The sequence below is a fragment of the Pseudomonas sp. SJZ080 genome (genome assembly GCF_007828295.1).
GTDB classification, from domain to species: Bacteria; Pseudomonadota; Gammaproteobacteria; order Pseudomonadales; family Pseudomonadaceae; genus Aquipseudomonas; species Aquipseudomonas migulae_A.
The window spans coordinates 115,130-131,388 of sequence record NZ_VIUK01000005.1; the positions used below are offsets into that span (position 1 = coordinate 115,130).

Consider the following 16,259-nt stretch of genomic DNA (forward strand, 5'->3'; position numbering starts at 1 on the left):
TTGATGGGGACGAGAGTGTTGCCGAGAGCCTTGCCTATGGCAACCGAAAAACCGGCATCAAATTATGAAGCGCGTTACCAGGCCGTTGAGGTCGACCGCCAGCCGCGACAGTTCCTGGCTGGCGGCGGAAGTCTGAGTGGCACCGGCGGCCGTCTGGGTCGAGAGATCGCGAATGTTGACCAGGTTCTGATCGACTTCGCGTGCCACCAGCGCTTGCTGTTCGGCGGCGCTGGCGATGACCAGGTTGCGTTCGTTGATCTGCGAGATCGATGCGGTGATTTTCTCCAGGGCGCTGCCGGCACTGTTGGCCCGGCGCAAGGTCTGGCCGGCGTGTTCGGCACTGCTTTGCAACGCGCTGACCGTGGCCCCGGTGCCGTGCTGGATGTTGTTGATCATCAGCTCGATTTCTTCGGTGGAGTTCTGGGTGCGTTGCGCCAGCGAGCGCACTTCATCGGCGACCACGGCAAAGCCGCGTCCGGCCTCGCCGGCGCGGGCGGCTTCGATGGCGGCGTTGAGCGCCAGCAGGTTGGTTTGCCCGGCGATCCCGCGAATGACCTCCAGCACCTTGCTGATGTCCTGTGCTTGAGCCGCAAGGCCCTTGGCCTGTTCCGACGCGCCAAGCACTTCGCTGACCAGGCCCTGGATCGAGGTGATGGTTTCGCTGACCTGAACGTGGCCGTGCTTGCTGTCTTCGTTCGACGCCTGGGAGGCTTCGGCGCTGGACACGGCATTCGCGGCGACTTCGTCCACCGCAGTGCTCATTTCGGTGACGGCGGTGGCGGCCATCTCGATCTGATCGTTCTGCTGTTGCAGGCCGCGGGTGCTTTCCTCCATCACCGAACTCATCTCTTCTGCAGCAGACGCCAGTTGCCGCGCCGAGTCGCTGATGCCGCGAATGGTGGTGCGCAGGTTGTCCTGCATGTCGGCCAGAGCCCCGAGTAATTGCGCGGCTTCGTCCTTGCCCTCACTGACAATCTTCCCGCTGAGGTCGCCCGAGGCAATCCGGCGCGCGACGTTCAGCGCTTGATTGATCGGCGCGGTGATGCTGTGCGTCAGCAACCAGGCCAGTAGCAATGTAGCGATCAGCGCCGTCACGATGATGCTGCCGACGATCCATTGCGCACGCTGATACATCAATGCAGCCGCGTCGGCGGCGGCATCGGCGCCTTGCTGATTGAAACTGATCATCGACTCCAGGACTTTATCCAGCACGATGCCCTGCAGACTCAGTTCATGGTTGATTTGATCGTAAGCCTGGCCACTATGGCCGGCGTCGATGTGGGCAAAAATCTGGTCGACGAGCGACAGGTACTTGGCAGCGGCGGCCTTCAGGCTGTCCAGCATGACCCGTTCCTGATCGCTTGACAGCAGGGAAGAGTGATCGTTGAGACGCTTGAGCAACTCCTGGCGTTGAGCGTTGATGATGCCTCTACTCTTTTCCTGTACGGCGCTCTGGCTGCTGGTCCTCAGCCGCAACGATTCCAGGCGGATGGTGGCGATGTTGGACGCGCTGTCATGGATGCTCTCGATGCTCGGCATCCACGATTCCTCGATGACCGATGCACTTTCGCGCAGGGTCGCCATCTGACCCAGGCCGAACAGCCCGACTAGCACCAACAGGCTGGCAAGCACAGCAAAACTCAAGCTCGCGCGCAAACCTATGCGCATGTTCCTTATAGGCATCTTATGTGCTCCTTGGGCATTTTTAGAGGTAGTCCTCGTGGACCGAGGATCTTGTTTTTAGGCGGGTGAACGCGGGCTATATATCAAAATGCCATTACCTTGATAAGACCAGTTCGAGAGCACTTTTCAGGCGGGCAGGTTTTCAGGAAAAAGCAGAAAGCCAGGTGACTGACATCTGCCTGACCGTGGATTGGATCCGTACGCCTGATAATCAGAGGGCTGTAGATGAATCGATTAAGTGGTGGAGGGTGACTTGTGAGATTGCTTGCTGACCGAACGGTCAATTAAAAAAACTTTGAAAAAAACTGCGCCCATGAGCGATTCATTCGTTATCGGACCGAAATTAGACTTCTCCTGCACCCGGTTCACTGGCTAAGCTCAGGCCTTCCGAATTCCCGCAGAGGTCTCACCATGCCGCAGCAATGGCCAGCCGCCGACATCGCCCGAATGATCCTCGATGGCTTTGACGATTACCGCGAGCATTTCCGGCAAATCACCGACGGCGCCCGGGCGCGCTTCGAGCAGGCCAAGTGGCAGGAGGCGCAAGTCGCCTCGGCGGCGCGGATCAACCTCTACGAAGAAAAGGTCAGCGAAACGGTCGACCGGCTGCGCATCGCGTTCGACGCCGATACCCTGGATGTCAGCTGCTGGCCGTTGGTCAAAAGTGCCTACATCAGCCTGATCGACCTGCGCTTCGACGATGAACTGTCCGAGACCTGGTACAACTCGATCTTCTGCGGGCTGTTCAGCCATGACCTGATCAGCGACGGCTGCATGTTCATCCACACCACCCGGCCGAGCCTGCGTCGGGCACGCGCCGCACAGACCCGTACGTACAAGCCTCAGGGCAAGCTGTCCGACATGCTGGCAAGCATTTTTGCCGACTACCGTTTCAGCGAGGATTACGCCGACCTGGCGGGCGATCTTCGCCGTCTCGAAGCTCAACTGCGCGAGAACCTGCCGGATTGGGTCTGCAAAGACCCGGAACTGAACGTCGAGCTGTTTTCCTCGGTGCTCTATCGCAACAAAGGCGCGTACCTGGTGGGCCGAATTTTCACCCGGGAGGAGCAGTGGCCGCTGGTGATTCCGCTGCTGCACCGCGAAGGGCGGGGGATTCAGATCGATGCGTTGATCACCGATGAAGCCGATGTGTCGATCATCTTCTCGTTCACCCGTTCGTACTTCATGGTCGACGTGCCGGTGCCGGCGGAGTTCATCGGGTTCCTGCGGCGCATTCTGCCGGGCAAGCACATCGCCGAGTTGTACACCTCGATCGGTTTCTACAAACACGGTAAATCCGAGTTCTACCGGGCGCTGATCAACCACCTGGCCAACACCGACGACCAGTTCATCATGGCCCCCGGTGTGCGCGGCATGGTCATGAGCGTGTTCACCCTGCCGGGGTTCAACACCGTATTCAAAATCATCAAGGACCGTTTCTCGCCGTCGAAAAACGTCGACCGCGCGACGGTGATCGAAAAGTACCGTCTGGTGAAAAGTGTCGACCGGGTCGGGCGCATGGCCGATACCCAGGAGTTCGCCGACTTCCGTTTCCCGCTGAGCAAGTTCGACCCGGCGTGCCTGGAAGAATTGCTGGAGGTGGCCGCGTCCACGGTTTCGGTGGAGGGCGACACCGTGTTGATCCGACACTGCTGGACCGAGCGGCGGATGACGCCGTTGAACCTGTACCTGGAAAACGCCAACGAGGCGCAGGTGCGCGAGGCGCTGGAAGATTACGGCCTGGCGATCAAGCAACTGGCGGCGGCGAACATCTTTCCGGGCGACATGCTGCTGAAAAACTTCGGCGTCACCCGTCACGGTCGTGTGGTGTTTTATGACTACGACGAGATCTGCTTCCTGACCGAAGCCAACTTCCGCCACATCCCGCAACCGCGCACGCCGGAAGACGAGATGGCGTCCGAACCGTGGTATTCGATCGGGCCGCTGGATGTGTTCCCCGAGGAGTTTCCGCCGTTCCTGTTCGCCGATGCCGGTCAGCGACGCTTGTTCGATCAGCTGCATGGCGAGTTGTACAACGCCGATTACTGGAAAAGCCTTCAGGAAGCCATTCGCGGCGGCAAGGTGATCGATGTGTTCCCTTATCGACGCAAGGGCCTTGATAACGAATAACCCCACACCCCTTGTAGGAGCCGGCTTGCTGGCGATGGCGTCCTGACAGGCGCTCACGATGTGGCTGTCACACTGCCATCGCCAGCAAGCCGGCTCCTACAAGGGATCTCGTTCGTCCCTTAAATCTGCGACAATCCGCCCCCTGCGCCACTAGACGACTTATTGCGTACCTGATGACTGACGAATCGCCTTCCATCGACAAACTGCTGAAAAACCTCGATCACGCCATGCTCGCCGACCGCCACCGGCTGCGGCGGCAGTTGCTTGAGCTGCGCAAGAAACCCGACGAGGCCAAGCTCGCCCAGTGGGTGACGCGCATGCAGGCGTCCTGTGATCAGGTGCTGGCGCGGCGTGCCAGCCTGCCGGTGATTCGTTACGACGACAGCCTGCCGATCGCCGCCAAGCGCGACGAAATCAAGGAAGCGCTGCTCAAGCATCAGGTGCTGATCATCGCTGGCGAAACCGGCTCGGGTAAAACCACCCAGTTGCCGAAAATCTGCCTGGAAATCGGTCGCGGCCAGCATGGCCTGATCGGCCACACCCAACCGCGTCGAATCGCGGCGCGCAGCGTCGCGAGCCGGGTTGCCGAAGAACTGGCGACGCCGCTGGGCGCGCTGGTCGGCTATCAGGTGCGGTTCGAGGATCAGAGCGATTCCAATACCCTGATCAAACTGATGACCGACGGCATCCTGCTGGCGGAAACCCAGAACGACCGCTACCTCGAACGCTACGACACGATCATCGTCGACGAAGCCCACGAACGCAGCCTGAACATCGACTTCCTGCTCGGCTACCTGAAAACCCTGCTGCCACGTCGCCCGGACCTGAAAGTCATCATCACCTCGGCGACCATCGACCTGGAGCGCTTTTCCAAGCACTTCGACGATGCGCCGATCGTTGAGGTCTCCGGCCGCACCTTCCCGGTGGAAACCTGGTATCGCCCGTTGACCCTGGAGCAGGACGAAGAGGGCAACCGTGTCGAGGATGACCTGACCGTAGACCAGGCGATCCTGGCCACGCTCGACGAAATCGCTGCGTTCGAACGCAGCGAACGCAAGAGCCCCGGCGATGTGCTGGTGTTCCTGCCCGGCGAGCGCGAGATTCGCGACGCTGCCGACATGTTGCGCAAGGCCCAGCTCAAACACACCGAAATCCTGCCGCTGTATGCGCGACTATCGCCAGCCGAACAGCAGCGGATTTTCCAGTCGCACCCGGGGCGTCGCGTGGTGCTGGCGACCAACGTCGCGGAAACCTCGTTGACCGTGCCAGGCATTCGTTACGTGATCGACAGCGGTACCGCGCGCATCAGCCGCTACAGCTATCGGGCCAAGGTCCAACGCTTGCCCATCGAGGCCATTTCCCAGGCCAGCGCCAACCAGCGTAAAGGTCGTTGCGGACGGGTCGAACCGGGCATCTGCGTGCGGCTGTTCAGCGAAGAGGATTTCCTCGGTCGCCCGGAATTTACCGATCCGGAGATCCTGCGGACCAACCTCGCGGCGGTAATTTTGCAGATGCTGCATCTGCGCCTTGGCGAGATCACCGATTTCCCGTTTATCGAGCCGCCGGATGGCAAGGCCATCAGCGACGGTTTCAACCTGCTGCAAGAACTCTCCGCGGTGGACCGCAACAGCCAGCTGACCCCGCTCGGTCGCCAATTGGCGCGCCTGCCGGTGGATCCGCGCATGGGCCGCATGCTGCTGGAGGCGGCGAAACTGGGCAGCTTGCAGGAAGTGCTGATCGTCGCCAGCGCCATGTCGATTCAAGACCCGCGTGAACGGCCGCCGGAGCGCCAACAAGCGGCGGATCAGGCCCACGCCCAATGGAAGGACGTGGACTCGGACTTCGCCGGGCTGGTCAATCTGTGGCGTGGTTTTGAAGAACAGCGCCAGGCGCTGACAGCGAGCCCGCTGCGTAACTGGTGCCGCAAGAATTTCCTGAATTACCTGCGTCTGCGCGAGTGGCGCGACTCTCATCGCCAGTTGAGCCTGATCTGCCGCGACATGCAGTTGAGCCTCAACAAAGATCCGGCGGACTACCCGAAACTGCACAAAGCCGTGTTGTCCGGATTATTGAGCCAGATCGGCCAGAAAACCGAAGACGGCGATTACCTCGGCGCCCGTCAGCGGCGGTTCTGGATTCATCCTTCATCGGGCCTCGGCAAGAAGCGTCCGCAATGGTTGATGACCGCCGAACTGGTGGAAACCACCAAGCTCTACGCGCGCATGGTCGCCAAGATAGATGCCGACTGGATCGAGCCGCTCGCCGGGCACCTGATCAAGAAAAACCACTTCGAACCCCATTGGGAGAAGAAGCGCGGACAGGTCGTGGCGTTCGAGCAGATCACCTTGTTCGGGCTGATCGTGGTCGGCCGCCGGCCGGTACATTACGGGCCGGTCGATCCGGTGGTCTCCCGCGAGCTGTTCATTCGTGAAGCGCTGGTGCGTGGCGAGATTCAGTCAAAGGCCAAATGCCTGACAGCCAACAAGCAACTGCTGGAGCAACTCGACGAACTGGAAGCCAAGGCCCGTCGCCGCGACATTCTGGCCGATGAAGAAACGCTGTTCGCCTTCTACGATGCGCGACTGCCGGCGGAGATTCACCAGACCGCGACCTTCGACAGCTGGTACCGGGTCAACAGCCAGAAAGATCCGCAGTTGCTGATCATGCGCGAAGAAGACGTATTGGCCCGTGAGGCCAGTGAAGTCACCGCCGCACATTACCCGGACACCTTGCACATCGGTGATCTGGAACTGGCGCTCAGTTACCACTTCGAACCGAATCATCCGCGCGACGGCGTGACCCTGCGCGTGCCGGCGCCGTTGCTGCCGATGCTGCCACCGGAGCGACTGGAATGGCTGGTGCCGGGCCTCATCGAGGCCAAGTGCATCGCGCTGGTGCGCAACCTGCCCAAGGCGTTGCGCAAGAATTTCGTGCCGGTGCCGGACTTCGTCAAAGCGGCGTTGCAGCGCATGACTTTTGCCGAGGGCTCTTTGCCTCAGGCGCTGGGCCGTGAACTGCTGCGCATGACCGGCGCCCGCGTCAGCGACGAAGCCTGGGCTGAAGCGGCGCAGCAGGTTGAAAGCCATTTGCGGATGAACCTGGAAATCGTCGACGGCCAGGGCAAGTTCCTGGGCGAAGGACGTGATCTGGCGGAACTGACCGCTCGATTTGCTGAAGCGAGCCAGGCTGCTTTGGCGGTGCCGCAGACCGCGAAAAGTCAGCAGCCGGTCGAGGCGAAAGTCTTCGCCGCCGTGGCGGAAAAGACTCAACAGAAGATTGCCGGGCTGTCGATGACGGTCTATCCGGCGCTGGTGGAAGAGGCCGGCACGGTCAAGGAAGGGCGGTTCTCGACGCCGGCTGAAGCCGAGTTCCAGCATCGCCGCGCGTTGCAGCGCTTGCTGATGCAACAACTGGCGGAACCGGCGAAGTTCCTGCGCGGCAAGTTGCCGGGGCTGACCGAACTGGGCCTGATGTACCGCGACATGGGCCGTGTCGACAGTCTGGTGGAAGACATTCTGCTGGCCAGTCTCGACAGCTGCATCCTCGACGGCGAAGACCCGTTGCCGCGTGATGGCGCTGGATTGGCGGCGCTGGCCGAACGCAAGCGCGGCAGCTGGACCGAGCATTCCGAGCGGCTGGCGAAGCTGACCCTGGAAATTCTCAAGCTCTGGCACGGCCTGCAAAAACGCTTCAAGGGCAAGATCGATCTGGCGCAGGCCGTGGCGTTGAATGACATCAAGCAGCAGCTCAGTCATCTGGTGTATCCGGGGTTTGTCCGCGAAACGCCGATGCAGTGGCTCAAGGAGCTGCCGCGATACCTCAAAGCCATCGAACAGCGCTTCGAGAAACTCGGGGCGCAGGTGCAGAAGGATCGGGTCTGGAGCGGTGAGTTGTCCGGTCTCTGGACCCAATACCAGACCCGCGCTGGCAAGCACGCCCAGGAAGGCAAGCGTGATCCGCAGCTTGAGTTGTATCGCTGGTGGCTGGAGGAATACCGGGTTTCGCTGTTCGCCCAGCAACTGGGGACCAAAGTGCCGATTTCCGACAAGCGCCTGAACAAACAATGGACCCAGGTCGAACCATAGGCCTGTAGGAGCCGGCTTGCTGGCGATGGGATCGACGCGGTGTCTCAGATTGACCGCGTTATCGTTCATCGCCAGCAAGCCGGCTCCTACAGGTTTGTCATCTCGCAAGTAGGGCCAAAACCCAACGTTTATGGCAAACTTCGCGCCTATAAACGCCGGTCCCGCGGTTTTGAGCCTTCACTGGCACAAGCGGTTCGGAATAAAGCGATGTCAGGTATGCGTCCCATGACGGGAGCAGACCCTTTATGTGTTGGTACGTCGGTGCCAACGCTTTCTGCCTGAACAGATTAGAGAAACGACCATGCATAACGTCGTCATCAGCGGCACCGGCCTGTACACCCCGGCCAACAGCATTTCCAATGAAGAGCTGGTGCAGTCTTTCAACGCTTACGTCGCGCAGTTCAACGCCGACAACGCCGACGCCATCGCCCGTGGCGAAGTCGAGGCATTGACCGAATCCAGCGCCGCGTTTATCGAAAAAGCCTCCGGCATCAAAAGCCGTTTTGTCATGGACAAGGACGGCATTCTCGACCCGCAACGCATGGCGCCACGCCTGCCGGAGCGCTCGAACGACGAATGGTCGGTCCTGTGCCAGATGGCCATCGGCGCGGCCGAACAAGCCTTGCAGCGCGCCGGCAAAACCGCCGCCGACATCGACGGCGTGATCGTTGCCTGCTCCAACCTGCAACGTGCCTACCCGGCCATCGCCATCGAAGTCCAGGAAGCGCTGGGCATCCAGGGTTTCGGTTTCGACATGAACGTCGCCTGCTCCTCGGCGACTTTCGGTATCCAGGCGGCCGCCAACAGCGTGCAACTGGGCCAGGCCCGGGCAGTGCTGATGGTCAACCCGGAAGTCTGCACCGGTCACCTGAACTTTCGTGACCGCGACAGCCACTTCATCTTCGGCGACGCGGCCACCGCGGTGATCATCGAACGCGCCGACCTGGCGACGTCCAAGTATCAATTCGACGTGGTCAGCACCAAGCTGTTGACCAAGTTCTCCAACAACATCCGCAACAACTTCGGCTTCCTCAACCGCGCGGCGGAAGAGGGCATCGGCACCAAGGACAAACTGTTCGTGCAGGAAGGCCGCAAGGTGTTCAAGGAAGTCTGCCCGATGGTTGCCGAGCTGATCGGTGTGCACCTGGAAGAGAACCAGCTCAATGTCGGCGACGTGAAGCGCTTCTGGCTGCACCAGGCCAACCTCAGCATGAACCACTTGATCGTGAAGAAACTGCTGGGCCGCGAAGCCACCGAAGAAGAAGCGCCGGTGATTCTCGATACGTACGCCAATACCAGCTCTGCAGGTTCGGTGATTGCGTTCCATAAGAATCAGGATGATCTGGCTGCCGGTTCGCTGGCGGTGCTCAGCTCGTTCGGCGCCGGTTACTCGATTGGTAGCGTGATTCTGCGCAAGCGCTGAGTTCGATGTAAAAGATCGCAGCCTGCGGCAGCTCCTACAGGGTTACGTAATCCCAGGTAGGCGCTGCCGCAGGCTGCGATCTTTTTTTTGCACAAAAAAACTCGCGTGGCGATATCGGACGGATGATGGGGACCGATACAGCCACGCGAGTTTGTAAAAGCAGTCCGGGCTTCCTTGCCCGGGCCGTGTCGCAGGGATTAGAACTTGGCTTCGGCATCCAGTTGCAGGGTGTTGATTTTCGAGTCCCGCAGGGTGGCGTTGGTGTAGTCGGAATCAGCCATGAAGTAGGTCGCGCCGAGGGCGAAGTTCTTGTCGATCTCGTAGCTCACTTTCAACTTGCTGCCGCGCGAACCGGTGAAACCGTTGGCGAAGTCGGAGTCGGTGAAGGCGCCGACCACTGCGTTACGCTGTACGTCGCGATAGTTGTAGTCCACGCCGAAGCCGAAGACGTTGGTCTTGACACCGGCCAGCCAGCCCATGTCCTGATCGTTGCTGGCATCGTCGTTGTTGACGACTTGACCGTAGATCGACAACGGCATTGGCAGGCCGCCGATGTCGAGCTGACCAAAGCCTTCGTACAGTTTGAATTGTTCGTTCGCCGTGTTGCCGTTAATGGCCAGTCGGCAGGTGTTCGCGGCACACGTATTGTTGATGTCGTTGTCGTTGTCGTAAGCGTAGAGACTGCCGCCCAGGGTCATTTTCAGGTTGTCGGTGATTGCGAAGCGCGCGCCCAACTGGCCTGCGTACAGACGCAGGTCGTGACGGAACTGCTTGCCTTCGCCGTCGACGTTGTCCTTGAGGGTGTAGTGGCCGGCGCTACCGAACAGCTCGGTGCTGCCGCCCAGCGGGTATTTGTAAGTCAGTGCCAGACCTTCCGGGCTGATGTCGCTATCCCAGATGATGTCGCCCATGCTCACCCATTGCTGTGGCATCTTGCCGCCAACGAGGTGCAGGTTCTTGATGGCATCAGGGTGGTAGTCGACGTAACCCTGGTCCAGCCAGATATCCTTCTTGGTGAAGTTGCCATCCAGGCTCTGGTTGGTGGAACGAGAGTCGTTGTCGCTGCCGGTGGCAATACGGATGCCGGTGTCCACTTGCGGGTTGATTGCGGTGTAGGCACCCAGGCGGACACGAATACGTTGACGATCCTGGTCACCGGTGTTCGATACGCCATCGTTCTTGACCGTTTCCTGACGGAAACGCACGTCACCCTTGAACTGGGTCTTGGCGGCCCACGCCAGCTTCTGGTCGAAGGTGCTCAGTGCTTCGGTTTTCTTTGCGGTAGCCGCGATCTGCTCGTTGGTCTCTTGTTGAGCCTGACGGGCGATTTGCTGTTCTTTCTGATCCCGGGCCAGTTCGGCTTGCAGTTCGCTGTACTGCGCGTTGGTAATGGAACCGTTAGCCTTCAGCATGTCGAGCAGTTTGGCGTCGACTGCGGCGCTGGCTGGAACACTCATGGCCAGCAGCAGGCCACCACACAGGGCCGCCGCAGTTTTCGTGGAAGCAAGACGCATATCAATCTCCGAAGATGAGAGGGGATGACTGAGCCATCCGGGGGCACAACCGGCCGCAAAGGGACGGAAAACAGTGGCCGAGTGCTATAACCCGGCGCTCTAAAAACAGGCGCCAGTATCGCGATGGTTTATGACAATGCAGTGGCAATGTGATGGCGTCTCGATGACGATACAAAACTTGAGTGAACTTTCTATTCCGGGCCCTGTCAGCGGATCGCGGGTGTGGATTGCGCCTCTATAGGCGATACTCGCGAGGCTTTACGCCAAGAAGTGGAGAGGGAAGTGATGCCGTTGCAACGTCTGGAAAGTCTGTCCGAAATCGCGCCGCACACCTGGGATGCCCTGGTGCCGGAAACCCAGCCGTTTCTGCGCCATGCTTTTCTCAGCGCACTGGAAGACAGTGGCAGCGTCGGCCCGCATTCCGGGTGGCAGCCCGAGCATTTACTGCATAGGGAAGGTGATCGGTTGATCGCCGCGCTGCCCAGTTACCGCAAATGGCACTCCTACGGCGAGTACGTGTTCGATCACGCCTGGGCAGATGCGTGCGAGCGTGCCGGCATCGACTATTACCCCAAATTGCTGACTGCCGTGCCCTTCAGCCCGGTCAGCGGACCGCGTTTGCTGGCGGCCACGGTTGAGGACGGTTTCGAACTGCTGAAGAGTCTGCCTGGCTACCTCGAGATCGAAGCACTCTCCAGCGCTCACATCAACTTTACGGACCCGTTCACCGACGCGGCATTGGCCGAACACCCCGGCTGGCTGCAGCGCATCGGTTGTCAGTACCACTGGCAAAATCGCGAGTATCGGGATTTCCAGGACTTCCTCGACGCCCTCAGTTCACGCAAACGCAAGCAGATGCGCAAAGAGCGCGAGCAGGTGGCGGGGCAGGGCTTCGAATTCGAATGGCTGGAAGGCCGGCAGCTGGATCAGGCGCAGTGGGATTTCGTTTACGCCTGTTACGCCAACACCTATGCCGTGCGTCGGCAACGGCCTTATCTGACGCGGGAGTTTTTCTGCCTGTTGGCCGAACGCATGCCGGAATCGATTCGCGTGGTGCTGGCCAAACAAGGCTCACGGCCGGTGGCCATGGCCTTCAGCCTCGTCGGTGGCGACAGTTTTTATGGCCGTTACTGGGGCTGTCTGGCGGAGTTCGATCGGCTGCACTTCGAGACGTGTTTCTATCAAGGCATGGACTACGCGATTGCCAACGGCTTTCAGCGTTTTGACGCCGGTGCCCAGGGTGAGCACAAGCTGATTCGCGGGTTTGAACCGGTGATCACCCATTCCTGGCACTACTTGCGTCATCCCGGGCTGAAAGCGGCGGTAAAAGATTTCCTTCAGCAGGAACGTCTCGGCGTGTTGGCGTATGCCGAGGAAGCGAGGACAGCCTTGCCGTATCGGCAAGACTGATCCCTCGCCCGCAGCAGGTTCAAGTGCCTTCTTTGCCCAGCCATCGATAGGTCACGCCACCGATCACCGCGCCGAGCAGCGGTGCGACCCAGAACATCCACAATTGCGCGATGGCCCAGCCGCCGACCATCAATGCCGGACCGGTGCTGCGGGCCGGGTTGACGGAGGTGTTGGTGACGGGAATCGAGATCAGGTGGATCAGCGTCAGGGCCAGGCCGATGGCGATCGGTGCCAGCCCGGCGGGCGCACGTTTATCGGTGGCGCCGAGGATGATCAGTACGAACATCGCTGTCATCACCAGCTCACAGACGAAGCCTGCGGCCATCGAGTATTTACCGGGGGAGTGTTCGCCGTAGCCGTTGGAAGCGAGGCCGGCGGAGAGGTCGAAACCTTCCTTGCCACTGGCGATGTAGTAGATCAAGCCGGCGGCGATGATTGCGCCGATGACCTGGGCAATGATGTAGGCGGGCAGTTCTTTGGCGGGGAATCGGCCACCGACTGACAAACCGACCGAGACGGCGGGGTTGAGATGGCAACCGGAGATGTGGCCGATGGCGAAGGCCATGGTCAGTACCGTGAGACCAAACGCGATGGCCACACCGAGCACTCCGATCCCAAGCGGAGACGACGCGGCCAGCACCGCACTGCCGCAACCTCCCAACACCAGCCAGAATGTACCTAGCAACTCAGTGATTGAACGTTTGAACAAAGACATGAGATCTTCCTTGATAGGCGAGCTATCGGGACTGAATCAAGTTTTGCATCCTGCGGGTTTACGACAGGTTCATCTTCAGGACCTTGGGTGAGTACAGCAGGGTTTTTCTGGAATTCCAGTGGGTTTGAAACTGCCAGAGCCTTTGGGGGATGGGGTTTGGTGGGTTTTTTGGGGGGGGGCATATCCGTTGCTGCGGTCACGGCTGCCAATGGTTTCGCCCTTACGGCGAGTCACTTGGAAGAGCGCCAAGTAACCAAGCGCTCTTGCCCCTTTCGTTCGGTGCCTCGCTAATGCTCGGCATGCCCTCGCTCCGGTCCTGCTCCGTGGGCCCGCCGCCATCGGCCATCCATGGCCGGGGGCGGCTAACCCGGCATCCATGCCGGGTTGCCCACTGCGCAGAACCTGCGCTCAGCCTCTCGAGGGTGCGACTACCGCCACAGCCGCCGAGGCGGCCTGAAAGCCGACCTGGCTCTTCAGCTGTCCGCGTTCTCCTTCACTGCTGCGAACACTCATTCGGGAGATGTACACCGTTCTCTTGTAGGAGCCGGCTTGCTGGCGATAGCGTCCGTTCAGTTAATAAACAGGTGACTGACCCACCGCTATCGCCAGCAAGCCGGCTCCTACAGTTGATCGTGTACATTCCGAACACATACGTATTACCCGTAGGAGCCAGCTTGCGGGCGCCGAGCCTGGGCGAGGCACCGAATGAAAGGGGCAAGAGCCTTTGGTTGTTTGGGGCTCTTCCAAGTGACTCGCGTAAGGGCGAAACCATTGGCAGCCGTGACCGCAGCAATGGATACGCCCCCAATCCCCAATCAATCGATCCCGACAAACCCTCCAGTCTGATGCTGCCACAACCGCGCATACAACCCGCCATGTGCCAGCAGCTCAGCATGGGTCCCCGTCTCGGCAATCTTGCCTTTCTCAAGCACCACAAGCCGGTCCATCCGGGCGATGGTGGAGAGCCGGTGAGCAATGGCAATCACGGTTTTACCCTGCATCAGGGTTTCCAGGCTTTCCTGAATCGCCGCTTCGACTTCCGAATCCAGCGCCGAAGTCGCTTCGTCCATGATCAGGATCGGCGCGTCCTTGAGCAGCACCCGTGCAATGGCGATCCGCTGACGCTGGCCGCCGGAGAGTTTCACCCCGCGTTCACCCACATGCGCATCAAACCCGGTGCGCCCTTCGGCGTCCGACAGCAACGGAATGAACTCATCGGCACGGGCCTTGTGCACCGCTTCCCAGAGTTCGGCGTCGGTGGCATCGGGTTTGCCGTAAAGCAGGTTGTCGCGGATCGAGCGATGCAGCAGCGACGTGTCCTGGGTGATCATGCCGATGCACTCGCGCAGGCTTTCCTGACCGACGTCAGCGATGTTCTGGCCGTCGATCAGGATTTTCCCGCCCTGCACGTCATAGAGGCGCAACAGCAGGTTGACCAGGGTCGATTTGCCGGCGCCGGACGGGCCGATCAAGCCGATTTTCTCACCGGGTTTGATCGTCAGGTTGAGGTCGCCGATGATCCCGCTCTTCTTGCCGTAGTGAAAATCCACGTGCTCGAAGCGTACTTCACCACGGGCAACGGCCAGCGGTTTCGCTGCTTCACGGTCGGTGACGCTGACTGGTTGCGAGATGGTCTGCAAACCGTCCTGAACCATGCCGATGTTTTCGAAAATGCCGGTGACTACCCACATGATCCAGCCGGACATGTTGACGATCCGGATCACCAGGCCAGTGGCCAGGGCGATGGCACCGACGGTGATCAGCGACTGCGTCCACAGCCACAACGCCAGACCCGTCGTGGTGACGATCAGCACGCCGTTCATGCTGGTGATGACCACGTCCATGCTGGTGACCACGCGGCCAGCCAGTTGGGCTTTTACGGTCTGCTCTTCGATGGCTTCCTTGGCGTATTGCTGTTCGAAATTGGTGTGGGCGAACAGCTTCAGCGTGGTGATGTTGGTGTAGCCGTCAACGATCCGCCCCATGAGTTTGGAACGCGCATCCGAAGACACGACCGAGCGTTCTTTCACCCGTGGCACGAAGTAGCAGAGGGCGCCGATGTAGGCGGCGATCCAGGTCAGCAACGGGATCATCAGGCGCCAGTCGGCTTCGGCGAACAGCACCAGTGAACTGATCGCGTAGATCAGCACATGCCACAGCGCGTCCACCGCTTGCACGGCGGAATCGCGCAGTGAGTTGCCGGTCTGCATGATGCGTTGGGCGATGCGCCCGGCGAAGTCGTTCTGGAAGAAATTCAGGCTCTGCTTGAGCACGTAGCTGTGGTTCTGCCAGCGGATCATGCTGGTCATGCTGGGGCTGAGTGTCTGGTGCACCAGGATGTCATGCAAGGCGAGAAACAGCGGTCGCAGGATCAGCGCAACCACGGCCATCCAGGCCAGTTCCACGCCGTGGATCTTGAAGAAGTCGACGTTGGGTGTGCCTTGAGTCAAATCGATGATGCGACTCAGGTAGCTGAACAGCGCCACTTCGATCAGAGCACCGAACAGGCCGACGATCAGCAACACCGCAAACATCGGCCAGACTTGCTTCAGGTAATAGGTATAGAAGGGGAAAACACGATCGGGCGGAGCCGCCGTCGGAGCGTCACGGAAGATGTCGATCAGTTTTTCAAAACGGCGATAAAGCATTTGTTCTCCGCCCGCGTACGGGCTCTCCTTTAAACGATATGAGCGGCGCCGGAGACCGGCGGCCGCTCAACACTCCCTGTGCATTTTGTTTCAGTCGATGCGCTTGGCCGACTTGATGAACACAGGATCGGCAGGCACATCTTTCATGCCGCCGCGGGTAGTCGTTTGCGAGTTGACGATGACGTCCACGACATCCATGCCTTTCACGACTTTACCGAAGACCGCATAGCCATCGCCCTGGTCCAGGAAGTCGTTGTCCTTGACGTTGATAAAGAACTGGCTGGTGGCCGAATCCGGCACGGAAGTGCGGGCCATGGAGAGCGTGCCACGGACGTTATGCAGGCCGTTTTTGGACTCGTTCTTGATCGGTGCCTTGGTATCTTTCTGCTGCATTTGTTGGGTGAAACCACCGCCCTGGACCATGAATCCAGGAATCACGCGGTGAAAAATCGTGTTGTTGTAGAAGCCGCTGTCGACGTACTCAAGGAAGTTCTTGGTACTGATCGGCGCCTTGACCGGGTCCAGTTCGATTTCGATCTGACCGTTGGTGGTTTCCAGCAGCACGTGCGGCGCCTTGGCGGGCGTGGCGGCCATCAGGTTGGCGGCAAACAGAACGGAGCCAGCGACGAGGGCGATTTTTTTCAGCATGGG

The 16,259-nt window shown here is 60.0% G+C and carries 9 protein-coding genes; 4 read left to right on the forward strand and 5 right to left on the reverse strand.

The genetic code is table 11. The features are described from left to right. Positions 1 to 57 precede the first annotated feature (57 nt). A complete protein-coding gene (locus tag FBY04_RS09470; RefSeq protein ID WP_145315074.1) occupies positions 58 to 1,683 on the reverse strand; it encodes a methyl-accepting chemotaxis protein in 1,626 nt (541 codons plus the stop codon). A 411-nt stretch (positions 1,684 to 2,094) separates the two neighbouring features. Between FBY04_RS09470 and aceK the strand changes: the two genes are divergently transcribed. The 3 genes from aceK (at position 2,095) to FBY04_RS09485 (ending at position 9,321) form a co-directional block, all read left to right on the forward strand. Further along, the gene (gene aceK, locus FBY04_RS09475; RefSeq protein WP_084323276.1) at positions 2,095 to 3,813 is read left to right on the forward strand and encodes a bifunctional isocitrate dehydrogenase kinase/phosphatase; all 1,719 of its coding nucleotides are present in this window, start codon (positions 2,095 to 2,097) and stop codon (positions 3,811 to 3,813) included. 173 nt (positions 3,814 to 3,986) lie between these two features. After that, positions 3,987 to 7,898 carry an ATP-dependent RNA helicase HrpA gene (gene hrpA, locus FBY04_RS09480; protein ID WP_145315075.1) on the forward strand — a complete coding sequence of 1,304 codons (3,912 nt, stop codon included), beginning with the start codon at positions 3,987 to 3,989 and terminating at the stop codon, positions 7,896 to 7,898. Between the two features lie 301 nt (positions 7,899 to 8,199). Continuing rightward, positions 8,200 to 9,321 (forward strand): beta-ketoacyl-ACP synthase III, encoded by a 1,122-nt coding sequence (locus tag FBY04_RS09485; protein ID WP_145315076.1) that lies wholly within the window; start codon positions 8,200 to 8,202, stop codon positions 9,319 to 9,321. A 197-nt stretch (positions 9,322 to 9,518) separates the two neighbouring features. Here the strand turns inward: FBY04_RS09485 and FBY04_RS09490 are convergent, their stop codons facing one another. After that, positions 9,519 to 10,835: a putative porin gene (locus FBY04_RS09490; protein ID WP_084323279.1), complete on the reverse strand. Its 1,317-nt coding sequence runs from the start codon at positions 10,833 to 10,835 to the stop codon at positions 9,519 to 9,521. Positions 10,836 to 11,120: 285 nt separating this feature from the next. Here FBY04_RS09490 and FBY04_RS09495 point away from each other — a divergent pair, with 285 nt between their 5' ends. Continuing rightward, positions 11,121 to 12,245, forward strand: coding sequence for a GNAT family N-acetyltransferase (locus FBY04_RS09495; protein WP_145315077.1), 1,125 nt, complete (start codon positions 11,121 to 11,123; stop codon positions 12,243 to 12,245). Positions 12,246 to 12,264: 19 nt separating this feature from the next. Here FBY04_RS09495 and aqpZ read toward each other — a convergent pair whose 3' ends face one another. From aqpZ to FBY04_RS09510, 3 genes are all read right to left on the reverse strand, one after another. After that, a complete protein-coding gene (gene aqpZ, locus FBY04_RS09500) occupies positions 12,265 to 12,960 on the reverse strand; it encodes an aquaporin Z (RefSeq protein WP_084323281.1) in 696 nt (231 codons plus the stop codon). 815 nt (positions 12,961 to 13,775) lie between these two features. Further along, positions 13,776 to 15,608, reverse strand: coding sequence for an ABC transporter ATP-binding protein (locus FBY04_RS09505; protein WP_084323595.1), 1,833 nt, complete (start codon positions 15,606 to 15,608; stop codon positions 13,776 to 13,778). A 90-nt stretch (positions 15,609 to 15,698) separates the two neighbouring features. Then, entirely contained in the window at positions 15,699 to 16,256 is a 558-nt protein-coding gene (locus FBY04_RS09510) for a peptidylprolyl isomerase (RefSeq protein ID WP_084323597.1), read from the reverse strand. Positions 16,257 to 16,259 lie beyond the last annotated feature (3 nt).

Bases quoted from the DNA above. Each gene is read 5' to 3' on its own strand.
- FBY04_RS09495 (WP_145315077.1), top strand. From the start codon at position 11,121: ATGCCGTTGCAACGTCTGGAAAGTCTGTCCGAAATCGCGCCGCACACC.
- hrpA (WP_145315075.1), top strand. From the start codon at position 3,987: ATGACTGACGAATCGCCTTCCATCGACAAACTGCTGAAAAACCTCGAT.
- FBY04_RS09485 (WP_145315076.1), top strand. From the start codon at position 8,200: ATGCATAACGTCGTCATCAGCGGCACCGGCCTGTACACCCCGGCCAAC.
- FBY04_RS09505 (WP_084323595.1), bottom strand. From the start codon at position 15,608: ATGCTTTATCGCCGTTTTGAAAAACTGATCGACATCTTCCGTGACGCT.
- aqpZ (WP_084323281.1), bottom strand. From the start codon at position 12,960: ATGTCTTTGTTCAAACGTTCAATCACTGAGTTGCTAGGTACATTCTGG.
- FBY04_RS09470 (WP_145315074.1), bottom strand. From the start codon at position 1,683: ATGCCTATAAGGAACATGCGCATAGGTTTGCGCGCGAGCTTGAGTTTT.
- FBY04_RS09510 (WP_084323597.1), bottom strand. From the start codon at position 16,256: ATGCTGAAAAAAATCGCCCTCGTCGCTGGCTCCGTTCTGTTTGCCGCC.
- FBY04_RS09490 (WP_084323279.1), bottom strand. From the start codon at position 10,835: ATGCGTCTTGCTTCCACGAAAACTGCGGCGGCCCTGTGTGGTGGCCTG.
- aceK (WP_084323276.1), top strand. From the start codon at position 2,095: ATGCCGCAGCAATGGCCAGCCGCCGACATCGCCCGAATGATCCTCGAT.